At 55.6% G+C, this 23967-nt stretch carries 17 protein-coding genes; 7 read left to right on the plus strand and 10 right to left on the minus strand.

The window, feature by feature from the left end:
* Nucleotides 1-24 precede the first annotated feature (24 nt).
* The 3 genes from PGW97_RS13275 (at nucleotide 25) to xni (ending at nucleotide 4205) form a co-directional block, all read left to right on the plus strand.
* Nucleotides 25-1644 carry a sensor domain-containing diguanylate cyclase gene (locus PGW97_RS13275; RefSeq protein WP_254463264.1) on the plus strand — a complete coding sequence of 540 codons (1620 nt, stop codon included), beginning with the start codon at nucleotides 25-27 and terminating at the stop codon, nucleotides 1642-1644.
* 252 nt (nucleotides 1645-1896) lie between these two features.
* Nucleotides 1897-3273 carry a nucleotide 5'-monophosphate nucleosidase PpnN gene (gene ppnN / locus PGW97_RS13280; RefSeq protein WP_047883197.1) on the plus strand — a complete coding sequence of 459 codons (1377 nt, stop codon included), beginning with the start codon at nucleotides 1897-1899 and terminating at the stop codon, nucleotides 3271-3273.
* 137 nt (nucleotides 3274-3410) lie between these two features.
* Entirely contained in the window at nucleotides 3411-4205 is a 795-nt protein-coding gene (gene xni, locus PGW97_RS13285; RefSeq protein ID WP_273857483.1) for a flap endonuclease Xni, read from the plus strand.
* Between the two features lie 190 nt (nucleotides 4206-4395).
* Here the strand turns inward: xni and rlmM are convergent, their stop codons facing one another.
* From rlmM to PGW97_RS13305, 4 genes are all read right to left on the minus strand, one after another.
* Entirely contained in the window at nucleotides 4396-5478 is a 1083-nt protein-coding gene (gene rlmM, locus PGW97_RS13290) for a 23S rRNA (cytidine(2498)-2'-O)-methyltransferase RlmM (RefSeq protein ID WP_217393637.1), read from the minus strand.
* 9 nt (nucleotides 5479-5487) lie between these two features.
* On the minus strand, nucleotides 5488-5871 hold the full coding sequence (locus PGW97_RS13295) for a DUF423 domain-containing protein (RefSeq protein ID WP_217393635.1): 384 nt from the start codon (nucleotides 5869-5871) through the stop codon (nucleotides 5488-5490).
* On the minus strand, nucleotides 5872-6546 hold the full coding sequence (locus tag PGW97_RS13300; RefSeq protein WP_273857484.1) for an alpha/beta fold hydrolase: 675 nt from the start codon (nucleotides 6544-6546) through the stop codon (nucleotides 5872-5874). It abuts the gene before it with no gap.
* Nucleotides 6547-6626: 80 nt separating this feature from the next.
* Nucleotides 6627-7547, minus strand: a complete 921-nt coding sequence (locus tag PGW97_RS13305; RefSeq protein WP_047883202.1) for a transcriptional regulator GcvA — start codon at nucleotides 7545-7547, stop codon at nucleotides 6627-6629.
* Between the two features lie 388 nt (nucleotides 7548-7935).
* Here PGW97_RS13305 and csdA point away from each other — a divergent pair, with 388 nt between their 5' ends.
* Together csdA and csdE are read left to right on the plus strand one after the other, a co-directional pair.
* Nucleotides 7936-9156 (plus strand): cysteine desulfurase CsdA, encoded by a 1221-nt coding sequence (csdA, locus tag PGW97_RS13310; protein WP_273857485.1) that lies wholly within the window; start codon nucleotides 7936-7938, stop codon nucleotides 9154-9156.
* 9 nt (nucleotides 9157-9165) lie between these two features.
* Nucleotides 9166-9594, plus strand: a complete 429-nt coding sequence (gene csdE / locus PGW97_RS13315; protein WP_217393629.1) for a cysteine desulfurase sulfur acceptor subunit CsdE — start codon at nucleotides 9166-9168, stop codon at nucleotides 9592-9594.
* 204 nt (nucleotides 9595-9798) lie between these two features.
* Here csdE and tcdA read toward each other — a convergent pair whose 3' ends face one another.
* Both tcdA and mltA read right to left on the minus strand, forming a co-directional pair.
* Complete coding sequence (gene tcdA / locus PGW97_RS13320; RefSeq protein WP_047883205.1) at nucleotides 9799-10605, minus strand: tRNA cyclic N6-threonylcarbamoyladenosine(37) synthase TcdA; 807 nt, start codon at nucleotides 10603-10605, stop codon at nucleotides 9799-9801.
* A gap of 110 nt (nucleotides 10606-10715) precedes the next feature.
* Nucleotides 10716-11804 carry a murein transglycosylase A gene (gene mltA / locus PGW97_RS13325; RefSeq protein ID WP_217393625.1) on the minus strand — a complete coding sequence of 363 codons (1089 nt, stop codon included), beginning with the start codon at nucleotides 11802-11804 and terminating at the stop codon, nucleotides 10716-10718.
* Between the two features lie 278 nt (nucleotides 11805-12082).
* Between mltA and PGW97_RS13330 the strand changes: the two genes are divergently transcribed.
* Nucleotides 12083-12319, plus strand: coding sequence for a hypothetical protein (locus PGW97_RS13330; RefSeq protein ID WP_047883207.1), 237 nt, complete (start codon nucleotides 12083-12085; stop codon nucleotides 12317-12319).
* A 12-nt stretch (nucleotides 12320-12331) separates the two neighbouring features.
* Here the strand turns inward: PGW97_RS13330 and PGW97_RS13335 are convergent, their stop codons facing one another.
* Nucleotides 12332-12613 carry a DUF2850 domain-containing protein gene (locus PGW97_RS13335; RefSeq protein WP_249037527.1) on the minus strand — a complete coding sequence of 94 codons (282 nt, stop codon included), beginning with the start codon at nucleotides 12611-12613 and terminating at the stop codon, nucleotides 12332-12334.
* A gap of 380 nt (nucleotides 12614-12993) precedes the next feature.
* Between PGW97_RS13335 and argA the strand changes: the two genes are divergently transcribed.
* Nucleotides 12994-14319, plus strand: coding sequence for an amino-acid N-acetyltransferase (gene argA, locus PGW97_RS13340; protein WP_217393623.1), 1326 nt, complete (start codon nucleotides 12994-12996; stop codon nucleotides 14317-14319).
* Nucleotides 14320-14409: 90 nt separating this feature from the next.
* Here argA and recD read toward each other — a convergent pair whose 3' ends face one another.
* The 3 genes from recD to recC form a co-directional block, all read right to left on the minus strand.
* Nucleotides 14410-16536 (minus strand): exodeoxyribonuclease V subunit alpha, encoded by a 2127-nt coding sequence (gene recD, locus PGW97_RS13345; protein WP_273857486.1) that lies wholly within the window; start codon nucleotides 16534-16536, stop codon nucleotides 14410-14412.
* Nucleotides 16529-20179 (minus strand): exodeoxyribonuclease V subunit beta, encoded by a 3651-nt coding sequence (recB, locus tag PGW97_RS13350; RefSeq protein ID WP_273857487.1) that lies wholly within the window; start codon nucleotides 20177-20179, stop codon nucleotides 16529-16531. Before recB ends, recD begins: the two co-directional genes overlap by 8 nt.
* A 321-nt stretch (nucleotides 20180-20500) precedes the next feature.
* On the minus strand, nucleotides 20501-23956 hold the full coding sequence (gene recC, locus PGW97_RS13355; RefSeq protein ID WP_273857488.1) for an exodeoxyribonuclease V subunit gamma: 3456 nt from the start codon (nucleotides 23954-23956) through the stop codon (nucleotides 20501-20503).
* Between the last annotated feature and the right edge of the window lie 11 nt (nucleotides 23957-23967).

Raw genomic sequence — 23967 nt, forward strand, 5'->3', positions numbered from 1 at the left:
TGGATTTGCTAGCATGATACTTGCTTGACCACAATTAACCCCATGATAAGCAATGAGTTTGACATTGAGTACAATGTGACGACCACCGTGACTGATTTGAATGCCGTAGCTTCTGAAGTGAGTAAATTAAAGCTACGTTTAGACCAAGCTCAACTCTCCTACCGGGATGCTGCTTTAAAATCACGCCGGGAAATTGTCATATTAAAACGTTTGATCAGCCGCCTCTCCGCCGCCTGTCGCGGGCTGGATCACGAGCTGGATCAGAAGCTCATCGCGCTGCGTCAGGAACTCGAGCAAAATCAGGACATCAGCAAAATTTTACCGCGCCTGGCCGTGGTCGAGCGTCTGGTTTCCCGCCTGGCCAATTTTGCCGAGCGCGAAAACCAGGATCTCAGCCGCCATATCAGCCGCAGCAGTGAAGTTCTGCATCAGATGCACAGCCTGCCGGCCCAGTTCAAACGGGAACTGACCCAGGCGCTGTCGCAACCGGGAGAATCCCTCAGCCAGACCCACCAGCAAGTCTATCGCCTGCTGGCGTTTTATGAACGCGCCGTTAAGTTACTGTCGACTCAGGAGTCAGATGCCAGCCAGACAGCGGTGGATTTGGATGTTCAGCTCAAACTCACGCATGACCTTCAACATCTGATCACTGAACTGGACTTCGACGGTGAAGCCGGTGACAAGCTACAAACCATCCGCAATCGTCTGCTGACTGGCGTGACTCCATCTGCACTGCTGGAAATTGTCTTGGATATCCTACGGCTAGTGCTTGATGGCACCCATCAGGAACGTCGTGCGTCGCAACAGTTCCTCGACAATGTTCACGGCGAGCTGGCCACCCTGCAAAAAACCACCCAGCAGAGCGCAGAGCAAAGCCAGACCATTTACGAGCACCGCAGCGGCATGACCACGGAGCTGGCCGATCTCGCCCAACAGATCCGTACCGGCCTGAAAGAACGGCAGAGTCTGGACAGCTGGCGGCCGGAGCTGACGGCTATGACTAAGGAACTGCTGATTCTGGCGGAACGTAACCGGGCTCTGGAAAAACGGGAGCAGGCGCTGCTGGAGCAACTGCACTACAACGAATCCAAGATCATCAGCCTGTACGAGCAAACCCAGGATTACCGGAAACGCCTGCAGGATCAGGAACAGCGCATGTTTCTGGATAACCTGACCCGGGTGTACAACCGGGCAGCTTTCCACGACCGGCTGAACCACGAATACCAGCGCTGGCTGCGCAATCAGCACCCGCTGTGCGTTGCGCTGGTCGACATTGATGAATTCAAGAAGATCAACACCTCCTTCGGCCATGCTGCCGGTGACAAAATCCTGAAAATCATCGCCCGCGCCATCCGCCAGCAACTGTCGCCGACGGATTTCATCGCCCGTTTTTCCGATGACGCTTTCATGCTTATCCTGCCGGAAACCGACGAAGAAACCCGTAATAAACGGTTGGGTTGCATACGTGAAGCGATCGTCAAGCTTCCCTTCCGCTTCCGGGACAAAAACGTCACCATCAGCGTATCAATTGGCGCGACGCTGTTTGAGGCCAATGATACGCCGCCGGATATTATCGAGCGGACAGAAAAAGCCCTGATCAGTGCCCGCAGTGCCGGAAATAACCGGATCTTGTGGATTGCCTGACATTTTTCTTCTGCTAAATCAGCATCCTGCTTGTCATTTCTGGCAAAATCGGGCAACACTGTGTATGGTTGTTTATATATCAGTCACTTAATTACCCCTGCACGTCAGGCACACAACACGACTGATCCCTTGGAAACAGAATGTCCGTACCCTCCGGTAAGCCATCTGCTTTCTTCCGGCAGTCTTCACCCTTTCTTCCTACAATGAATTAATTGTGATGACCGCCGCCTCATCATGACCAGGGAGGTAACCATGATCACACATATCAACCCAGTAGGTACCATGGACCTGCTGTCACAACACGAAGTCGACCTGCTGAAAGCGACCGCCTCCAGCGATATCTATCGCCTGTACCGTAACTGCTCGCTGGCCGTACTAAACTCCGGCAGCCATACCGATAACTCGAAAGAGCTGCTGGAAAAACATAAATCGTTTGATGTGAACGTCATGCGACGTGAGCGCGGCATCAAGCTCGAACTGACCAACCCGCCGGAACATGCATTTGTCGACGGGAAAATTATTCGCGGTATCCAGGAACATATGTTTTCGGTACTGCGTGACATCGTGTATGTGAACGTACACATCCAGCAACGACGCGATCTGAACCTGACCAGCTCGCCGCACATTACGAACTTTGTGTTCAGCGTACTGCGGAACGCCAAAACCATCCGCTCAGGTGAAGACCCGAACATCGTCGTATGCTGGGGCGGGCACTCCATCAACCCAGTGGAATATCAGTACACCCGGGAAGTCGGCAGTGAACTGGGGCTGCGCGAACTGAATATCTGTACCGGCTGCGGCCCGGGTGCAATGGAAGGCCCGATGAAAGGCGCTGCCATCGGCCACGCCAAACAGCGCTACCGAAACAGCCGCTTTATCGGTCTGACCGAGCCGTCGATCATCGCCGCCGAGCCGCCAAACCCGATTGTGAACGAACTGGTGATCATGCCAGATATCGAGAAACGTCTGGAGGCCTTTGTCCGGCTCGGCCACGGGATCGTGATCTTCCCCGGCGGGGCGGGTACGGCGGAAGAGCTGCTCTACATCCTGGGGATCCTGATGGAACCGGCCAATGCGGATCAGCCTTTCCCGGTTGTGCTGACCGGGCCGAAGGAAAGTGAGGCCTACTTCCGCACCCTGGACAGTTTCGTCCGTGACACGCTGGGCGAAGCCGCAACCAAGCACTACCAGATCATTATTGATGATCCGGCCAGGGTTGCCCGAGTAATGAAATCGGCTATGCCGATCATCAAAGAGCACCGTCTGGCCACCGGCGATGCCTACGGTTACAACTGGTCACTGGCCATTCCGCCGGAATTCCAGCTGCCGTTTGAGCCGACCCATGAATCCATGGCCAGCCTGGATCTGCACATGAACCAACGTCCGGAGCATCTGGCCGCGAACCTGCGTCGGGCGTTCTCCGGTATCGTTGCCGGTAACGTCAAGGAAGAAGGGATCCGGGAAATTGAGCGCAAAGGCCGGTTCCAGATTAACGGTGACCTGTCACTGATGAAACGCATGGACAAATTGCTGAAACAATTTGTGGAGCAGCAACGGATGAAGCTGCCGGGCAGCCGTTATGAACCCTGCTATGACATCATCACCGCCGCCCCGCCGATTGCCAAATGATCGTCGGTAAGCCGGTGTCATCACCCGCATCCCCCGTCCGTTTAACCGCTCGGGCGGCATTGCGGTTGAGACCACCCGCCATCCATGCGTACAATAAAGGGCCTGAAGGCCCTTTTTTCTATTCAAATGGTTAACGCATGTCGTCGATCCACCTTGTCGTTATTGATGCCCTCAACCTGATCCGTCGGGTTCACGCCGCCCAACCGGGCGAGCCGGATGTCCGGAATACTGCCAATGTCTGTTGTCAGGCACTGGGAAAAATCATCCAGATGAGCCAGCCGACTCACATTGTTGCCGTGTTTGATCACCACGGTGACGATCGGGGATGGCGGGCACAGTTGCTGCCGAACTACAAAGAAGGCCGCAAGCCCATGCCGGAAGAGCTGATGCACGGCATGGAGCTGATTCAGGATGCCTTCATGGCGATGGGCATTGATTCCCTACTGTCAGACGGGGACGAAGCGGACGATCTGGTCGCCACTCTGGCGCTGAAAGTGGCGTCTGGCGGCCATCAGGTAACCATTGTCTCGACCGATAAAGGCTATTGCCAGCTACTGCAGCCTACCCTGCGCATTCGGGATTACTTTCAACAGCGCTGGCTCGACAGCCCGTTTATTGAAAAAGAGTTCGGCGTAAAGCCGGAGCAATTAACCGATTACTGGGGACTGGCCGGGATCAGCTCCAGCAAAATTCCCGGCGTGCCGGGTATCGGGCCAAAAGCTGCGGTGGAACTGCTTACCCAGTATCCGAATCTAGAAGCCATTCTGGCTGCCAATGACCTGCCGACGAAATGGCAAAAAAAAATAGCGGCCCACGGTGAGCAAGCTCTGGCCTGTAAACAGGTGGCAAGTCTGAAAACAGACCTGCAGCTGGGTTTTAACCTGCAAGACATTCGCTTTCAGCCTGCTACCACGGCAGATGCGGAAACGTAAAAAAGACGCTTAACAGGCTGACGCTGAAATCCACCTCTGCCTGGCTTTTCCCTCGCACAAAAAAACGCCATCACAATGATGGCGTTTTTTTCAGGTTCAGACTCAGCTCATAACATCATGTGTCCGACCCAACCGCCTGTTTGCAAGCGATTGGCCACGAGACACAATGCTGCCGTGACCAACCGGGCCGTTAATACGGCGCGCGGTTATCAAGGCGCTGGATGTGCACCGTGATTTCTTCACGGTCATGATACAGGTGCTTGGCTTGCAGCTTGAATTTCACCCCGTTTTGGATCAGGTACAGTTTCAGGTTTTCGATGTCCTGCAGTACCTCATCGTAGCGACCTTTCATTGGCAGCTTCAGGTTGAAAATCGTCTCTTTGGCCCAGGCTTTAATCAGCCAGTCACCCATCAGGTGCGCCACGCGAGCCGGTTTTTCCACCATATCACACACCAGCCAAGTCACGTTCTTACGCGGTGGCTCAAACTTGAACCCGTCAGCTTCGTGGTGTTTGACCTGTCCGGTATCCATCAGGCTCTGTGCCATCTGACCGTTATCCACCGCATGGACAAACATTGAGCGTTTCACCAGCTGGTAAGTCCAACCGCCCGGACAAGCGCCCAAGTCCACCCCCCACATGCCGGATGCCAGACGCTCATCCCACTCTTCACGCGGAATAAACACATGGAAGGCTTCTTCCAGCTTCAGCGTCGAACGGCTTGGCGCATCTGACGGGAACTTCAGGCGTGGGATGCCCATGAAGAACTGAGAGTTATTGTGCGAGTAGGAATACCCGACATAACAGCAGCCCGGAGCGATAAAGCACAAGTGCAGAACCGGTTTCTTGGGATTGTCCTTGGTATACAGCACGCCCTGCTTACGCAGTGCCTGACGCAGCGGCACGGTAAACTTACGGCAGAACTTAAGCAGCTCTTTCGCTTCATTGGTATCCGGTGTTTCCACCCGCAGATCGCCACAACGCGGGAACGCTTCGACCTGCTCAAGGATCGGCGAAATACGATCATCCGATGGCAAAGCTTCAAGCAGAGGCATGACGGCTACCATCTGACGGGCAAAAATCAGCTCAGAAAAAGGCTGGCGCTGAATGAACGCATCCGCATCGCCCGGCTGATAAAACTCGAACAGAACAAAACCGGAGTTATTCTTTACCCGCGGAAAGCCAAACAGCTCCAATGCATTGGCTTTATCCTGAACTTCACCGGCACATTCCTTCTCGAAACCGGGACGGCAGTACAACAGAACGTGATTCACATTCACCCCTTACGCTGATCGCCAGGCTGCCACAGCAAGCACCACCCAGCCAATTATAAAACAGACTCCTCCCATCGGCGTGATGGGCCCCAACCACTTCATTCCGGTCAGCGCCAGGCCATACAGGCTGCCACTGAACATCAGAATACCCGCGATAAAAAACAGGGCCGCGTATAATACCGCTTTTGAAGGAAGAATGCGTGCCAATATTACACACCCGATGACAGCCAGGCTGTGCCAGGCCTGATACTGTACGCCTGTCTTAAAAATATCGAGCAGATACGGGTCCAGACGCGCTTTTAACCCGTGGGCCGCAAATGCCCCCAATGCCACAGCGACAGCACCGCTCAGCGCCGCCAGCACCAAGATCCAGCGACTGAATTGATTGTTCATTTATCCTCTCCCTGCAACACATTCCTTAATAAATTTTGCCAGCACACCCACCGCCTGCGCCAGATTACCGGCTTCAGTGTGACCCGATACCTTGCGCGGTTTATAGCTGTGGTCGCCGTCCGGCAGAAAAGCGGTTTGGACACATTCGGCATACTGCCAGCCTTCCACTTCTTCGCGGGTACCAAAGGTATCGCGTTCTCCCTGCAAAATCAGAGTCGGGATCGCGATAGTCTGCAAGTGATCCCCCCTGAAGTTTTCCGGTTTCCCCGGCGGATGAAACGGAAAGCCCAGACACGCCACGCCGCTGACCAGCGCCCGGCAGTCACTCACATCCGGAGTCTCGGCGGCAATCTCAGTCACCATCAGGCTGGCCATACGCCCGCCCATCGACTTTCCACCAATCACCAGCGGACCATCCGTAGCGAAAGCCTGGATATGGCGCTGAAAATCCAGCAACAGCTTAGGCTGGCGATCCGGTGGCCGCTTCTTGCCGTCGTCACGCCGTTTCACCATGTAAGGAAAATCAAACCGGACGACCCGAATCCCGTGCAGAGTCAGGCCCTTGGCAATAGTCGTCATGAACGCATGATCCATCCCAGCTCCCGCGCCATGGGCAAACAGAAACGTCGCTTCATACTGCCCGTCGGCGGGCAAATCGATTAAATACTCTGACATAATACTTTCAGTTAATTGCGTTGAGCTTTATTTTTGGTTTTTGTGTCTTTGTACTTGTGTCTTTGTACTTGGTTTTTTGATTATTCAGCTTCCGCGACGTCCGGCAGGTCTTCCTGCTCGCGGGCCGCTTTCGCCAGTACCCAGTCACGGAAAATTTGGATCCGGCCGGTTTCCGCCTGACGCTCCTGACACACCAAGTAGAACGCATTCTTACTCATCAGCACTTCATCAAACGGGCAAACCAGACGCCCGGCTTCCAGCTCCGGCTGCGCCAGCACATTGTTCCCCAGCGCAATCCCCTGACCATGGGCCGCCGCCTGTAACACCATCGTAGAGTGGCTGAAAATCGGCCCCTGATTCACATTGGTGCCGTGGATGCCGTGGTGACGAACAAAATTTTTCCACTCTTTGCGGGACGTATCGTGCAGCAGGGTATGGTATTTCAGATCGTCAAGTGAACGCAGCGGCTTGGTTCCGTTGAGCAGCATCGGCGAACACACCGGCAGCAGAAACTCCTGATACAGCTTATCAGCACGCAAACCCGGCCAGTTGCCACGCCCGTAATAGATTGCCACATCCACATCTTCAGTCAGCGAACCTTCATCCAGATCCACCGCTTTAATCCTGACATCAATATCAGGATGTTGCTCATTGAAATCGGCCAGTCGAGGTACCAGCCACTGAATCGCAAAACTAGGAGGTAAACTAATGGTTAATGCGCCTTTTGCACCACGTTCCAAAACCTTGTCGGTCGCATCTGAAATGGCTGAAAAGATATCTTTGATGTCGAGGAAATAACTCTGGCCTTCCTCGGTCAGTAGGAGTGAGCGGTTGCGACGACGGAATAATTTGAGCCCCAAAAACTCCTCGAGGGCTTTAATTTGGTGGCTTACCGCCGCTTGTGTGACAAATAACTCTTCCGCGGCGCGGGTAAAACTGAGATGGCGGGCAGCCGCTTCAAAGACTTTTAAGGAGTTGAGCGGTGGCAGACGTCTAGACATACTTTTCCTGCATTAGTTTTTTTTATGAGAAACATTATAAATTGTCCATTGTTCAAGTGCTACATAAACCATATGATTCACCCCGCAACGGTGAGGGAGGCCAAGTTTTTCGCCCTCAGGCACTTTGGCCTCAGCATAGTTGCGATGTTGTGTTTGCATATTATCCGGGTTGTTCCGGATGGGTAGTCAATCTACCGATTTTACTTCCTGTATTTTTGACCTGTCTGTCAAAATTCATTCTTGGCACTGCGCCCCAACGCAGTGCTTTTTTTTGATCCTCAGATCCGAATCACGACCCGTTATACTGTAAGCAACGGGAGAAACACTTGCTCTTACTGTGATTTAACCGCATGATCTCCCCCCTTGTCTAATTGCAATGTGACACACCATGACTGCCCAATTTGATATCAATGACATCCGTCAGCAGTTCCCGGCGCTTGCCCAGGAGTGTAACGGTCAGCCGCTGGTTTACCTCGACAGCGCGGCGACGGCCCAGAAACCCCACCTTGTTATCGAAACCATCCGGCAGTACTACAGTGGCCACAATGCCAATGTTCATCGCGGCAGTCATTCCCTGACCGCGGCTGCGACCGCCCAGTTTGAACAGGCCCGCGAAACGGTTCAGCAGTTTCTGCATGCCGCCAGCAGCAAAGAGATCATCTGGACCCGCGGCGCAACCGAGGCGCTGAACCTGATCGCGCAGACTTATGCCCGCAATACCCTGCAGCCGGGCGATGACATTCTGGTCAGCGAGCTGGAGCACCACGCCAATATCGTGCCGTGGCAGATTGTGGCCGAGCAAACCGGTGCCCGGGTGGTCAAAATTCCGATGCGCCCGGACTGTACCCTGGATCTTGAGGCCTACCACACGCTGCTGACCCCGCGAACAAAAATAGTTGCGGTTGCCCATGTCACCAATGTGACCGGCACCCGAAATCCAATCGAGGCGATGATTACTGCGGCTCATGCGGTCGGGGCTGTGGTCGTGGTCGATGGCGCGCAGGCCGTGGTTCACGAAACCATTGATGTGCAGGCACTCAATGCTGACTTTTACGTCTTCTCCGGCCATAAAATGTTTGCTCCGGCCGGTATCGGCGTGCTGTACGGCAAGCAGGCCCTGCTGGAAGCCATGCCCCCCTGGCATGGCGGCGGCAAGATGGTCGAAAAAGTCACGTTTGAGGGTACGACCTTCTCCGCGTTGCCGGGCAAATTTGAAGCCGGTACCCCTAACGTAGCAGGCAGCCTGGCGCTGGCCGCAGCGATCAAGTGGCTGAATAACCTGGATCGCGACGCCGCCGAGCAGCATATTCAGGCTTTACGCCAGAAAGCACTCGATGGCATCAAGGATATAGAAGACCTGCGAATTATCGGCCTGCAACCACATGCCAGCCTGTTTTCGTTTGTGGTCGACGGCGTCCACCATCAGGATATCGCCACCCTCCTTGATCAGCAGGGCATCGCGCTGCGTGCTGGTCATCACTGCGCCCACCCGATGATGGATGCACTCGGACTGTCCGGAACACTGCGAGTGTCACTGGCGCTGTATAATACTGAAGAAGATGTAGAACGTTTTATTGCTGCGCTGCACAAAGCGTGCAGCCTGCTGTAGGAGAATGCCATGACTTTGCCGACTCACCCTTTTGGCCGCGAAATCACTGCGGATAGCATCAGCGCCCAGATGGCGGCAGCCAGTGGCTGGGAAGATCGCTACCGGACCGTGATTCAGTTGGGTAAACAACTGCCGGCGCTGCCGGAAGCGCTCAAGCAGGATCAGCTGAAAGTCAGTGGCTGTGAAAGCCAGGTTTGGTTGGCCCACCAGCAGGAAGCCGGCGTTTTTCACTTTGCTGCTGATTCCGACGCACGTATCGTGCGGGGTCTGATTGCCGTAGTACTCGCCGCCTATGACGGAAAAACAGCCGCGCAGATCCAGGCATTCGACATCGACAGCTATTTTGACAGCCTTGGGTTAATGGCGCACCTGAGCCCGTCACGCGGCAACGGCCTGAAAGCCATCGTTGAGCAGATCAAAGCGCTGGCCGCAGCGTAATTAACACAATCGGGGACTCTCACTCATAAGGGCTATCGCTCACAGGGACTCCCTGGCACCTGGCCCTTGACCGCCGGTACTGATCTCTGGATACAAAAAAGCGAGCACCTCGGGCGCTCGCTTTTTTTATTTCTATAGCTTCATTTCTGCCGCTTCATTCCTGCGGCTTCATCCTTGGCCACCTGACTTTACCGCAGCCACTGATTAGCGGTGCTTTTCAATCAGCTTTTGCAGAATTCGGGATACCGCCACAAAACCAAATGTAGCCGTTACCATGGTGGCTGCGCCGAAGCCGCTGGCACAATCCATGCGCTTAGGCCCTTCCGCTGAGGCTTTGGCATTGCAAACCGTGCCGTCCGCCTGCGGGTATTTCAGCTGCTCCGTCGAGAACACGCACTCAATCCCGAACTTGCGATCGGTATTTTTGCTGAAGTTATAAAAGCGGCGCAGCATGTTACGGATTTTTGCCGCCAGCGGATCCTGAATGGTACGAGACAAGTCAGCCACCTGAATCTGGGTCGGATCAACCTGGCCACCGGCACCACCTGTCGTGATGACCTTGATCTTGTTTCGCTTACAGTAAGCCAGTAGCGCCGCCTTCGGCTTCACGCTGTCAATCGCATCCAGTACATAGTCAAAACGGCTGTCGATGTACTCCGGAATATTTTCCGGGGTAATGAAATCATCAATCAGGTTCACCTGACACTCCGGGTTGATCAGCTTGATGCGATCTGCCATGACTTCAATCTTGCTCTGGCCGACAGTGCCTGTCATCGCGTGGATTTGACGGTTAATATTGGTCACACACACGTCGTCCATATCAATCAGGGTCAGTTCACCGACCCCAGAACGCGCCAGCGCTTCTGCCGCCCAGGAACCCACGCCACCGATACCGATCACGCAGACGTGCGCCGCCCGCAAAATTTCCACTTCGCTGTTACCGTAGAGACGGCGTGTTCCGCCGAACCGCTGGTTATAACTGTCTGATGCTGGGGTATCTAGTTCTCGCATGGCCTGCTCGCGCTCTGTTCAATCGTTCATACAGAAAGAGTGCGATTTATACGCACTCTTTCTGGAATTGTCCAGCGCCGCCGGACCAGTGACACGACTGAACGCCGTCGCTAGTTTGTCTGCCACGGTTGCTCAGTAGCCGTGTCCTGCAGACCCAGCTTCCAGACCCGGCCAAAGTGCTTGTAATGACCGGCATCAATGCCTGCCTGATTCCCCATCCCGTGGTACAGGTCGAGGTGGTTTTTCTTCACCGCACCGCCGGTATCCAGCGCCAGTAATAATTTCAGCACATGTTTACCGTTCCAGTTCCCTTCTTCATCCAACTGAGGCACTTCGGCCAGCAAGACACTGCCCATCGGCAGGTAGTCACGATCAGCGGCGACCGAGGCATGTGCCAGCAGCGGAATGCCTGCCGAGCCAATCACATCCAGGTTGTCTTTCGGTTTGAAGAACACATACGACGGATTTTGCTCCAGCAGCTCACGGGCTGTCTCTTCATCCTGACGGCTCACCCAGTCAGCAATGGCTTTCAGGGACATTTTCTCTTTCGGTACTTCGCCCCGCTCGATCAGAATACGACCGATACTGACATAGCGGTGGCCATTCTTACCGCTGTACGCAAAATACTGCAGCTCATCGTTGTCCTCGTAATGGACGAACCCGCTGCCCTGCACCTCCATCATGAAGACATCCAGCATGGAAGCACTGTAGCCCAGCTCCAGCCCCTGTCCTGCCAGAGCCCCGGCGTAGATTTCCGACCGACTCGGACAGCGGGACGGGCACTCAGGCATCGCATACACCGGGTAACGGTAGGTTTCGTCCGGCGTATGGCGTAATTCAATCACCGGTGAAAAATAACCGGTGAACATCACATTCCCCTGGCTGTCCCCACCGCCCATCTGAGCGATCTGAATACCGTAATTCGCCAGCTCTTTCGGATCACCGCCTTGTGCAACCCACAGCTGAATCTGGTGATACAGCGACTGGTACTTGGATGCCATGCGCGGTGAGCGTTCCATCACCTTTTCCGCCTGAGCCTGGAACTGGCTGTAGTCGCGGGATTTATCCGATTCCACAGTTTCAACCCGGTTCAGTATCTGATTGAACTCACCGTCAAGATACTGCTGTCCCCGTTCTGTCGGCTTGGCACACCCGGCCAGCCCTAATATTAAAAGCGCAATGGTTGCTTTACGAAACACTGTGAAACCTATGATACAGAGTTGATAATAAATGTAGCGAGTCCCCAAGTTTACCCAGCTCGCAGGTGAAACCCAAGGCACTTTGCTCAGATGTCTGATTGTGGCGGATCCGGCTGCAGAAAATGTCAGCCTTCTGTTGGTTTTCGGTTCATTTGCTGTGCCACGCGTTTCGTGCTTGCATCTTGACCAATATGACACTACTGTCATATTTGTGTCACATTTGTCAGCTTTAATAAAAACGTCACACAAACGTCATCTGAACCAACAGGGAAGGCACCATGAACCAACCGCTCAAAATAGGGAAAGATACCCTTCTGGACATTAATTCTGTCGAGTATCAGTGGATTCGCAGTCTCGCCAGCGACGGTAACTCACCGGGACAAATCAATGATGTGATTCAGCGCTGTCTGGGAGGAAATCCGGATCTGGCCGATACGATGCGCCAGGTGGCTATGCGCCAGGTGCCAATCAATCAACTGCTCCGTTGCCTGACCGCCATGCCGGAGCGCCCATAAGTTCAGGCATCGTCAGAGAGTGTGGCGCAGCATCAGCGCCTGACGAGAAAAAGCAGAAGTGTAATGTGCCGGTCGCTGACGAATCAGCTGATCAGCCAGAAAGGTATAAGTGTACGTTTGTTCACCCAGTGTGTATTCCAGCACATGGCCATCCCACTGATAATGGGTATTCACCTGACGGCCATCAACAAAAATTCCACTCGGACGCACTTCAAAACTGTCTGCGGCATAGGGAGCGACCTCTTGCTCTGTCCACACCCCGAAAATATCCGGCAGTGGTTCAGGCTGAAACATTTTTTGCTCAAGCTCTACGCCAAATACCATCGTACCCAACAAAATCAGCCCACCTATCCAATACCGGCGGGATGTTGTTTTTTGGGGCACGGGCGATGAAGACGGACGCGGTTCGGACATACTGACAAACTTCTTACTAATCTGCTCTCACTATAACGTAATTTTCCGGCATGAATGACGAACTCTGTCAATAAACCTTCCTTTCGGAGGCTGACAAAGCGCAACAGAACAACGACGGTACACATGCCACCAATGGAATTTTTATTGACTTAAAACGCATAATCATTAATAAATTGGTGACATACCGATTCGCTAATCGTACCTGAATACTACGTCCATCATACCGGCTATGGCTGTCACGCAGCCGCAAGGAAGTCACCGTGAAGATCAGAAGTACCGCCCTGGTGAAAGGGTTTCGCCAGTCAGCCCCCTATTTGCATGCCCATATTGGCAAGACCATTGTCATTATGCTGGGCGGGGAAGCCATTGCTGACAGCAATTTCCCCAATATAGTCAACGACATTGCCCTGCTGAACAGCCTGGGGTTACGGATTGTTCTGGTGTATGGCGCTCGTCCCCAGATTTCCGCACTGACCGAGCAGGTCGGCTATCCGACTCCTTATCATAAAGGCATTCGCATTACCGACGAGCGGGCGCTGGAAATTGCCAAACAGGCTGCCGGTCAACTGCAGCTGGATATTACCGCCCGCTTTTCGATGGGCCTGAATAATACCCCTATGGCAGGTGCCCAGATTCACGTGATCAGCGGCAACTTTATCATCGCCCAGCCATTGGGGGTTGATGACGGGATTGACTACGCCCACAGCGGCAAAGTGCGCCGGATTGATATTGATGCCATTCACCGCCAGCTGGATCAGGATGCCATTGTGCTAATGGGTCCGATTGCCAGCTCAGTGACCGGTGAATGCTTTAACCTGACCTCGGAGGAGATCGCCACCCAGCTAGCCATTAAGCTCAATGCGGACAAGCTGATCGGGTTCTGTTCCGAACAGGGCGTCCTCAGCACCGAAGGCGATGTGATCTCCGAAATGCTGCCAGCCCAAGCCGAGCAGGTTCTGCAACGGCTCATTGCCGAACAGACTGACAGTTCAGGCACCGGCCGCTTCCTGCGGGGCGCCATTACCGCCTGCCGGGCCGGCGTGCCGCGCAGCCACCTCATCAGCTACAAAGAAGACGGTGCCCTGATCCAGGAGCTGTTCTCGTTTGACGGCATCGGTACCCAGATCGTCATGGAAAGTGCCGAACAGGTGCGCCGGGCCGGTATTGATGATATTGGCGGCATCCTGGCTCTGATCCGTCCGCTGGAGCAAGATGGCATTCTGGTCCGCCGCTCCCGAGAGCAACTGGAACAGGAAATTAGTCAGTTCACCATTATTGAGCGGGATGGCCTGATCATCGGCTGCGCGGCCCTTTATCCTTTCCCGGATGAGAAAATGGCAGAAATGGCCTGCGTAGCGGTTCATCCTGATTACCGTGATGGTGATCGCGGCGCCATCCTGCTCAGCCAGATCCGGCTGCAAGCCCGCCAGCTCGGACTGCGCCAGTTGTTTGTGCTGACCACCCGCAGCGTACACTGGTTCCGGGAGCAGGGGTTCACCGAATCCAATGTCGATCAGTTGCCGATGGCCAAACAAGCGCTGTATAACTTCCAGCGCCGCTCCAAAATCCTGATTCTGGATCTGTAAGGCGACCACGGACGCTGCCGTACTAAATCAAGCCATGTCAGAACCAGAACACCCCAAATAAAAAAGCCGGCATTACGCCGGCTTTTCACATTATCGCTGGGGCACACTCAGCAAAGTGGCCAGCCCGCTTGCCCGTTCGGTACGCAGCCGCACCGCCCGGTGCACCACTTCCGGCGTCGCAAACAGAGCCAGGCGGCTTTTTGCCCGGGTAACCCCGGTATAGATCAGTTCACGGGTCAGGATCGGGCTGTAATCCGGCGGCAGTACCATCAGGGTATCCGCAAACTCCGAGCCCTGCGATTTGTGGATGGTCATGGCATATACCGTCTCATGATCCGGCAAACGGCTTGGCAACACCGAACGAATCGTTTTATCTGGCATCTCAAAATACACCCGCAAACGCGGTTCACTGCCCGCCTCCGGCTCGGCCTCCAGCATCGTGATCCCGATATCACCGTTATAAAGCCCCAGACCGTGATCATTCTGGGTGATCATCACCGGGCGCCCTTCGTACCAGACGTCTTCGGAGCCGCACTTGATTTTGTTGTTCTTCTCCAACATCCGTTCGATGCGCTGATTCAGGCCGGTCACCCCGAAGTCCCCTTCGCGCAGGGCGCACAGCAACCGCACTTTGGCGAACTGCGCCAGCACCACATCCGGTGTCTGGCGCTCAGCGATGGCATCTAGGTAGTCGTAATAAAAGGTCACCGTCCGGTTGAGCAGCGTCTGATAGCTCTCGCTACTCAGCGGATAAAAGCTGATATCACGAAATCCCTGCTGCCAGACTTTTTCGACCTGCGACGGCTGGCCGCTGTTTATGGCCTTTGCCAACTGCCCAATCCCGGACTGGGCATGGAAACGGTAACTTTTTTGCAGCATACACAAACTGTCGTTCACCACACTCTGCACGTTTCCCGCCGCAAATCTGAAACCGGTAAGGGCACTCAGCTGCTGACTCTGGGTCTGGCTGTAGCCCTGTCCGGCAAACGCACAGATGTCCCCCAACACCGCGCCGGCCTCGACCGAAGCCAGCTGATCCCGATCTCCGAGCAGAATCAGTTTGGCATGAGGCGGCAGCGATTCAAGCAGCCGTGCCATCATCGGCAGATCTACCATCGAGGCTTCATCCACCACCAGCACATCCAGATGGAGCGGGTTATCACGGTTGTGACGAAACCCAACCCGGTTCGGAATCGCGCCCAGTAATCGGTGAATCGTACTCGACTGCGTCGGAATATGAGATTTGACATTCTCACCGACTGGCAACGATTTCACCGCAGCACCGATGGACTCGGTCAGGCGGGCGGCCGCTTTGCCCGTCGGCGCCACCAACTTGATATCCGGCATCACCAGATTGCCCTGTTCGTCCCGCTCATCTCGGTGCAGCGCCTGCGCCACCAATGCTGCCAGCAGTTTGGCTACGGTGGTAGTTTTACCAGTACCCGGTCCGCCGGAAATCACCGCAAATTGCTGGGTCAACGCCACCGCCGCCGCCACTTTCTGCCAGTTCAGGCAGGCAGCCAGCGGCACTAAAGTATCCAGCCGGGCCAGCGCCGCCACGTCAGTAGCGGACTGCAACACCTGATCAATCGCCGCCCAGTCAAGCATTTCGGGGACAACCACATCGAGTTTGTCGCAAACTTCCTGCTGACGCGCCTGTGGAGTATTCGCCTCCCCGTCCAGCGCGCTCAGTGCCTGATGCAAAAAACGGTAATCCCTGGCAAACAACTCATTCAGCTGTGCCGCCATTGGCGCAGCCAAAGCCTGCGAGGCTGAGTCAGCCTGCGCTTGATCTACCACCACGTGATCTGCCGCACTGGCAGCGGCATGGCGAAGATAAGCGGCCACACGTTGCTCAAACTGCCAATATCGATTGAGGTAAAGACGGTTTTGCGCCAACACCAGCGGTGTCGGCGCGCTGCCGTCAGAGACGGCCGGTAAATCGGCCAGCTGTACCGCCCAGGAGTCAGGCGAAGCCACGTCCCCCAGCAGTTGCTGGCTGTGTTCGGTCGGCAGACCAAACAACCGCTGGACATCCACCTTATCCAGCATCAGGCAGACATGCCCCTGACCCAGCTCGTAGCTGGTCAGTGCTGACGCCAGGGCCAGCAGCGCATCATCCAGCCGCCCGGCGGATTGGCAGACAAACTTGGCAAACTGATAATCCAGCGCCCGCAGGTGACCCTGCCGGGCCAGTTTTTCTAGGCGGTTAAGCATCCAGAGGTTCTCCGTCGATCAGGGCTTCCATGTCAGCCAGCAACGCCAAGCTAGGCCGGGCATGGAAAATACCGCTGTCACTGTCGGCTTTCACACCACGCAGGAACAGGTAATACACGCCACCGAAGTGGGTGTCGTAGTCATAGTCCGGCTTCCGGGATTTGAGGAACCGGTGTAGCGCCAGCGCATAGAGCTGATACTGCAAGTCATAACGGTGCTCAGCCATGGCTTCTGCCAGCTGCGCACCACGGTAACGCTCCGGATCATCTCCCAGCCAGTTCGATTTCCAGTCAAGCACGTAATAACGGCCATCATGCTCAAACACCAGGTCAATAAATCCTTTCAGCATCCCGCTAACGGTGGCAAAACCCAGCTCTCCCGCTTTGGCAGACAGGCTGTCATGGCGGGCAATCACTTTATTGAGCAGCGGTGCCGAAAGCAGGGTAATCGGCAGCATAAATTCCATTTCAGTCAGCCGCTGCGATGGCCCCAGAGCACCAAGCCGCAGGGTGTCGCCATCCAGCGGACAGTTCATCACTTCCGCAATCAGGGTCTGCAGAACCGGCAGCCATTCTTCGTCATAGTTCTCCAGGCGCAGCAGTTCAAGAATCGCCTCGCGGGTTTCCGCGCTATCTGCCGGTGCCGTAAACTCGATGTTTTCGAACAGGCTATGAAGGAAGGTTCCCGGGCGCGCGCCTTTCGGGAAGGTAAAAATGGATCGTGCGGGTGTTGCCGCCAGCTCACCGTCTGCCAGCGTTTCATCCCCGGACGAGTCTGTATCAAACCCCGGCAGCTCAAACGAGGCATCCACATGGCTGTGGCCCTGCTTGATCAGCCCCGAATAACTGGTGATCCACCAGTTTTTCTCAAACTGGCTGGTGAACGTTCTTGGCTCCAGAACCGGCGGGGTGTCGTCGCTCGGCTGCCAGATATCCTCCGGCCGCTCCGGCGGCGAGACGACCGCCATGGCCGGATTTTTCCCGCACACGGTCGCCAGTGCCGCCGCCAGCTCAGCCGGGCCTCCCTCTTCACCGTTTTGCACCAGCCAGCCAATGGCGGTGTGGTGCAGACCGGTAGGCGCTTTAGTACTGCGGCCGTTGCGAACCGGTGCCATGCCGATATAACAGCCGTACACAGCCCGGGTCAGGGCAACGTAGATCAGGCGCAGGTCTTCCGCCAGCCGCTCTTTTTTCGCCAGCGTCAGGCTCTCTTCCGCACCGGTAATATCCAGCACGGCCTGCTGAGTCTGTTCATCGTGGAACAGCGCGGTGTCAGTTTCGCGATAGCTGCAGGCAAACGGCAGGAACACCAGGTCATATTCCAGACCTTTTGATTTGTGAATCGTGACGATTTGCACCAGTTTACGCTCCGACTCCAATCGCACCTGCTGCTCATCGACATTGCCGTTCGGGGCTTCGATGTGCTCGGCCAGCCAACGCAGCAACGCATGATCGCTGTCGAGGGTCTGGCTGGCTTGCTGTAACAGTTCACCAATATGCAGCAAGTCTGTCAGCCGACGCTCACCGCCGTTTTCACTCAACAGCCGCTCCGGGATCTTCCGCGCCGTCAGCAGATGGCGCAGCATCGGCAAAACGCCCCGGCGCTGCCACAGTTTGCGGTATTCACGAAACTCAGAAACATACTGCTCCCACTTGCCTTCATCGGCATTGAGCGCATCCAGTTCACCGATGGTCAGCGCGAACAGCCCGGAGGCCAAGGCAGCGCGCAGGGCGCGATCATCTTCCGGGGTCAGCACCGCCTGCAGCAGACGCTGCACATCCGCCGCTTCATTACAGGCGAAGACACTGTCGCGATTAGACAGGTACACGCTGGCGATCCCCTGTTGGGCCAGCGCTTCTTTGATCAGCGCTCCTTCCGTACCGGTGCGCACCAGCACCGAAATATCACAGGCTTCAATGGCGCGCGAAGGCTCGCCACCGTCAATCAACGTGGCTTTGTGTTGTTGAGCCAGGGTCAGGATACGCTGAATTTCCGCAGCGGTGGCTCGCGCCATTACCTGCTGGTATTCCCCTTTCGACACCGGTTGGTCGGCCTGCTGGTGCCAGAAACTGACCGCCGGCTGTCGCTGTCCGTCCAGCGCCCAGCCGCGCTCCGCCGCTTTCGGGCTGTGGCTGACCGGCAGGAAGGTGATGTCCTGATCGTAAATAAACGGCTTGTTCGGGTGCTCAAAAATCCGGTTGACCGCCGCCACCATTTCGGCAGTGGAACGCCAGTTGATGCCCAGCGTGTAATGGGCGGACACCTGCCGCCGCGCTTTGATATATGTAAAAATATCGGCTCCCCGGAAGGCATAGATCGCCTGCTTGGGATCGCCGATCATAAACAGGCCGCAGACATCAGGTTCTGCGGGCAATGCTGTTTTTGCAAACTCGGCGCTTGACTCCCCGGCGGCCTGAGCGGAATCACCATAAACGGTATTGAAAATGCTGTATTGCAGGGGGTCGGTATCCTGAAATTCATCGATCATCGCGACCGGGTACTGACGCCGGATCCGGCTCGCCAGCATCCCCATCTCATCATTGCTGAGCGCAGCAGCCAGCTGGGTCAGAAGATCGTCAAACGCCAGCCAGCCTTTGCGCTGCTTGGCTTCAGTCAGTAGCTGACGGCATTCCTGAATAGCGTGAGCCAGCAGTGGATCCCGGATGGTCGGTGGGTTAGCAAGCAGCGCACTGATCGCCTCAAAAACCGCATGGGTCGGCACTTCCCCTTTCGTGGTTTTCTCCGCCAGCTCTTGCTGATCAAACTTGGCCAGCGCCTTGGGCAGGGCGTACCCGGTGTTATCCTGATTCGCCCACTCACTGACTTCCGCCAGGGCTTTAGGCAGGCTGGTTTTGGTATAACTGCGTTTATTGACGCCGGAGTTGGCGATCAGGTCGTGAAAGTCCCCGGCATGCTCCCGCCAGAGCTGCTTCACCTGATTGATCCGCGCCAGATTGCTGTCATGCAGAGCCTGCAAGCTGTCGCCGAGCGCCGGTGCCCGGACTTCAACTTCCGCACCGGACAGGAAGGTGTTGATCGCCCCCAGCAGAGCGGCCGGTGTTTTCCAGTGCCGACGTACTTCTTCTGCCAGCGTGCGCGGCAGCGGATAAAAGTTCCGGCGCCAGTAGTCGGCCACCACCTGCGCCCGCAACTGGCTCTCTTCGGTAATAAATTCGTTGTTGAACAGGCTGCCGGACTCAAACGCATTTTGTGTCAGCATCCGCTGACAAAAACCGTGAATGGTATAGATAGCAGCTTCGTCCATCTGGCGCTCGGCCTGCAACAGGATCGCTGCAGCCGCCTTATGATCCGGCAGATCTTCCAGCAGCGGAGCGATCACCGGATCCTGGCTGGTACCACGGCTGAACGCCACTCTGGCATCATGAATACGGCGACGGATACGATCTCGCAACTCGGCAGTCGCCGCTTCGGTAAACGTCACCACCAGAATCTGATCCACTGTCAGTTCACGGGGAAAACGGCTCTGACTGTCCCCATGTCCCAGCAGCAGGCGCAGGTACAGGCTGGCAATGGTGAAGGTTTTACCGGTACCGGCAGAGGCTTCAATCAGCCGGTTGCCGTGAAGCGGAAAGGTCATCGCTTCCAACGGCTCCGGTGTCGTTGTCATCGTTTGTTGAGTCATAGAATACGCAGATTCCCGTGCTGGAACCCAGCCACGTTTTGTAAACAAAGCCGTGCCCGTTCCAGATATTTTTTTGTGAACTGGCCCATATCCAAATAAAAATATCGAATATCGCCACTATGTCTTATATCAATATGAGAGATGTTTCACGGTTTTGTAACATCGGCTTCGTTATTATCCCGGCCACGAAATCGGGTCACCTCTGGACCGGTGGCCGTACAGCAAGCCCTACATAAAATAATTACTTTGCTGGCGGCCACACTACACCTTTCCTGGTTTTACCGCGACGTTTCCACCGCCCTCCAGCTTACACCACCACCGCTATTCAACCGGCTGCAAGCGCAGCAGTGCAGGCTTGAGCACTTGTGTACCCCAATGCATGACCTCGGCGGCTAACGCTTCATCCCACTGTGGCCAGACCCGCGCAATGTAACTGTTTTCACCTTCTCCGCTGCGCATGTATGCCGGGTTAAACATGGCCTGCATACTGTCTGCACCTTTCTCCAGTGCCTCACTGTCTTCACACCAGTCCCCCTGCTTATCGCGCCCGGCCAGGATCCCTTCATACGCGGTTTTGGGCAGGTACGGCAGCGGCTGGCATTGCCCCAGGTAATAAGCCTGTACCAGGATTTCCAGGTATTGCAGCGCTGTCTCGGCACTGACCGGCTCAAACTGCCACGCTCCGTCAAGTCCAATCAGTGTGGTGGTCGGGCCGTTAAGCTCAGCCGAGGCACAAAGGTGTTCAATCCAGCCCGACAGCATATCCTGAGCGCGAATTTTCCCCGGACGATAACGCACCAGTCCCTGCGATGTACGATGCTTGAGCCAGCCTTGCAGACGCAGGGCACGGCCATCAATCGTCAGCGGCAAGTCGACTTCCTGATCCGGTCGGCGATCAGTCATATGTTCCGCGATGGTTTGCGCCAGGCTTTCAATCACGCCGCGCTCTTCCACCAGCTCCAGCTCACCGAACTGCGCCACCGGCAGACGCCCCGCCGCTTGCTGATAACGGGTAAACTGCGCAAACAGTGCTTCCCGATCCGGTGACGGATGCTGTCCCGAAGGGGACAAGGCACTGCTATCCTGCAGGAAGGTGTTCAACAAGGACTCACGCAGCTGATAACGTTCCAAATTATCCAGAGCAAACGGCTCGTCATCCTCGACCGCGCCCGGCCCGGCATCGAAGAACACTTTCAGTCGACGGTTGAAGAAATACTGCACCGGCAGTCGCCAGAAACGAAGCAGTTCAGCCAGCTCCAGTATCCCGCCATTATCATCCACCTGCGGCGGCAATGGCTGGCTGATAAACGGCGCTACCGACAGCGGATCCCGCCGGGCCGCAGGCAGCCATTCAATGGCATAGCTGGGCTGATCGCCCTCAAAAGCCTTGGGACTGAACGGAACCAGCGGGTGCTCAAAAGTCAGTGCTGTTAGCAATTCTTTGGCAGATTCGTCCGCCGGTTGCGACTGATGACCCTCCAGACAGTATCCCTGTTGGCAGTATTCCAGCAGTTCACTGACCAGAACGGATGGCACTTTCTCACTGTTGTCCTGAATCGAACGGCCGACATAACTGATATACAGGGTTTCCTGCGCAGATTGCAGCGCTTCCAGGAACAGGTAGCGGTCATCATCGCGACGGGAACGATCGCCGTGCTTGCCACGGCCAACCATCAGGTCAAACCCTTCCGGTGCAATGGAGCGCGGATAAACCCCGTCATTCATTCCCAGCAGACACACCACTTTGAACGGGATCGAACGCATCGGCATCAAGGTACAGAAGTTCACCTGACCGGCAAGAAAACGCTGACTGACCCGCTCTCCGGAGAGCTTAGCGCGCAGGTAGTCACGCATGACCGCCGGGGTCAACGGGGAACGGTAACCGGCATCTGCCAGCTGCTGCTCAAGCTGGTGCAGCTTATCGCGAATCATCCGCAGCACCATTTCACCATCAGTATCAACGGCAAAGCAATCATCCAGCAGCTGATTCAGCACTCGGATCCAGCCCTCTACCGGCTGCTCAACCGCCAGTGCCTGACGGTAGTGCATCAGGGTTTCAACAAACAGACCGAGCTGACCAGCCAGTTCCGCTTCCAGTCCCTGTACTTCGTCATAGGCCAGCACGCCCTGATACAACCCGGCCTCCTGCGGCATGGCATATCCCAGCAACATACGGTGCAAACCGAACAGCCAGGTATTCTGTTGCTGGCGCGGCAAAGCAAACTGCGCCGCCGTATCGTCATCCAACCCCCAGCGAATACCTACCTCTTCAATCCACTGCTTCACCCGCTCAAAGCGGTCACTGTCAAAACCAAACCGAGCCATGACAGCCGGGACTTCCAGCAACTCTAAGAGCTCCGATGCCTGACAGCGGCTTTCCGGCAGCCCCAGCAAACGCAGGAAGGCCAGCAGAACCGGATTCTCCTGATCCGCACTGCGGTCAGAAATTGAAAACGGAATAAATCGATCCCCTGGCGCATTGCCGAACACCGCCTGAATGTACGGGCTGTAGCTGTTGATATCCGCCACCATCACCACGATATCCCGCGGCGATAGCTTTGGATTGGCGTCCAACATAGCGAGCAGGTTGTCATGCAGCACTTCGACTTCACGCATGGGTGAATGACAGGCATGCAGGGTCAGTGAGCGATCGTCTTTGGCAATCGCAAACTTATGCTCACTCGATTCGGTGATGTCATCGTTTACCCGATCTTCGAGGTTCAGAATATCGGCCTGAATCGCATGCAGCAGGCTGTTCGGCTCAATATCCACAAACGCCTCTACTTCGTAGGCTTCCATTTCCGATAACAGATACAGGTTGTCACGCCCGAGCTTACCGAGGGACGCGAGCAGCGTATTGCCGACCGCGCCTTCGTGGGTTTCGTCGACAATATTGTCTTCCAGCTCCCCTTTGATTGGCGAGATCACCCCGCCCAATTCACTGTGATCTGCGCACCACTGGAGCTGCTGACGCTGCTTGGCTGCCAGACGAGCCAGGTATTTACGATCGCGCACGTCTCCCCAATAGTGGCGACACGGGTTCGTAAACATCAGATGAACATCAATGTGTTTGCCGAGTGCCGCCAGGGCATCCAGATAGCGCGGCGGCAGCGCCGAAATACCAAACACAAACAGGCGCTTGGGTAACTGGATCGGCAACGACGAGCCGCTTTGCAGATACCCGTTCAGGGTCTCAATAAAATGCTCATACAGATTGGCACGGTGATACGGCGATTGCCCCAGCGCCAGCGTATGGTCGTACAGCGCCTGCCACAACAGCGGCTGCCACGGGTGCTCGGCCACCAGCTCAGGATCAATCTCATCGGCTTCCCATGCCTGAATCCACTCTGGCCGGTACACCAGATACTGGTCAAAAATATCGGCAATTTTCTCCGCCAGCTGATAGCGCTTAACCTGATGCTCATCGTCTTCCAGATAACTGGCCAGCGGGGCAAATTCCGGACGGTGCAACTGTTCCGGCAACACCTGCAGCAGTTTCCAGGTCATCGCCTCTTTGTTAAATGCACTGCGCACCGGTACATCACTCAGCACCTGGGTAAACATCTGCCAGATAAACGTCGCTGGCAGCGGAAATTTGAGATTCGCGGCAATACCCTGCGATTTAGCCAGCTCCAGCTTGAGCCATTGCGACATGCCGGGACTCTGTACCAGGATACATTCCTGTTCAAACGGATTATCGAGCGGATCGAGGCGGATAAGTTCAACAAGGAGGGACTTGAGCAAGTCCAGTTGGTTCGAGTGATAAACAGTAAACACGCAGCTTTCTC

Source organism: Photobacterium sp. GSS17 (assembly GCF_028621875.1).
GTDB lineage: Bacteria > Pseudomonadota > Gammaproteobacteria > Enterobacterales > Vibrionaceae > Photobacterium > Photobacterium ganghwense.

What these genes read in the sequence shown, in the direction of transcription:
- PGW97_RS13335 (WP_249037527.1), bottom strand. Translation starts at nt 12,613, where the DNA reads ATGTTTCAGCCTGAACCACTGCCGGATATTTTCGGGGTGTGGACAGAG.
- PGW97_RS13295 (WP_217393635.1), bottom strand. Translation starts at nt 5,871, where the DNA reads ATGAACAATCAATTCAGTCGCTGGATCTTGGTGCTGGCGGCGCTGAGC.
- ppnN (WP_047883197.1), top strand. Translation starts at nt 1,897, where the DNA reads ATGATCACACATATCAACCCAGTAGGTACCATGGACCTGCTGTCACAA.
- recB (WP_273857487.1), bottom strand. Translation starts at nt 20,179, where the DNA reads ATGACTCAACAAACGATGACAACGACACCGGAGCCGTTGGAAGCGATG.
- PGW97_RS13300 (WP_273857484.1), bottom strand. Translation starts at nt 6,546, where the DNA reads ATGTCAGAGTATTTAATCGATTTGCCCGCCGACGGGCAGTATGAAGCG.
- recD (WP_273857486.1), bottom strand. Translation starts at nt 16,536, where the DNA reads ATGCTTAACCGCCTAGAAAAACTGGCCCGGCAGGGTCACCTGCGGGCG.
- tcdA (WP_047883205.1), bottom strand. Translation starts at nt 10,605, where the DNA reads ATGCGAGAACTAGATACCCCAGCATCAGACAGTTATAACCAGCGGTTC.
- csdE (WP_217393629.1), top strand. Translation starts at nt 9,166, where the DNA reads ATGACTTTGCCGACTCACCCTTTTGGCCGCGAAATCACTGCGGATAGC.
- PGW97_RS13330 (WP_047883207.1), top strand. Translation starts at nt 12,083, where the DNA reads ATGAACCAACCGCTCAAAATAGGGAAAGATACCCTTCTGGACATTAAT.
- csdA (WP_273857485.1), top strand. Translation starts at nt 7,936, where the DNA reads ATGACTGCCCAATTTGATATCAATGACATCCGTCAGCAGTTCCCGGCG.
- PGW97_RS13305 (WP_047883202.1), bottom strand. Translation starts at nt 7,547, where the DNA reads ATGTCTAGACGTCTGCCACCGCTCAACTCCTTAAAAGTCTTTGAAGCG.
- xni (WP_273857483.1), top strand. Translation starts at nt 3,411, where the DNA reads ATGTCGTCGATCCACCTTGTCGTTATTGATGCCCTCAACCTGATCCGT.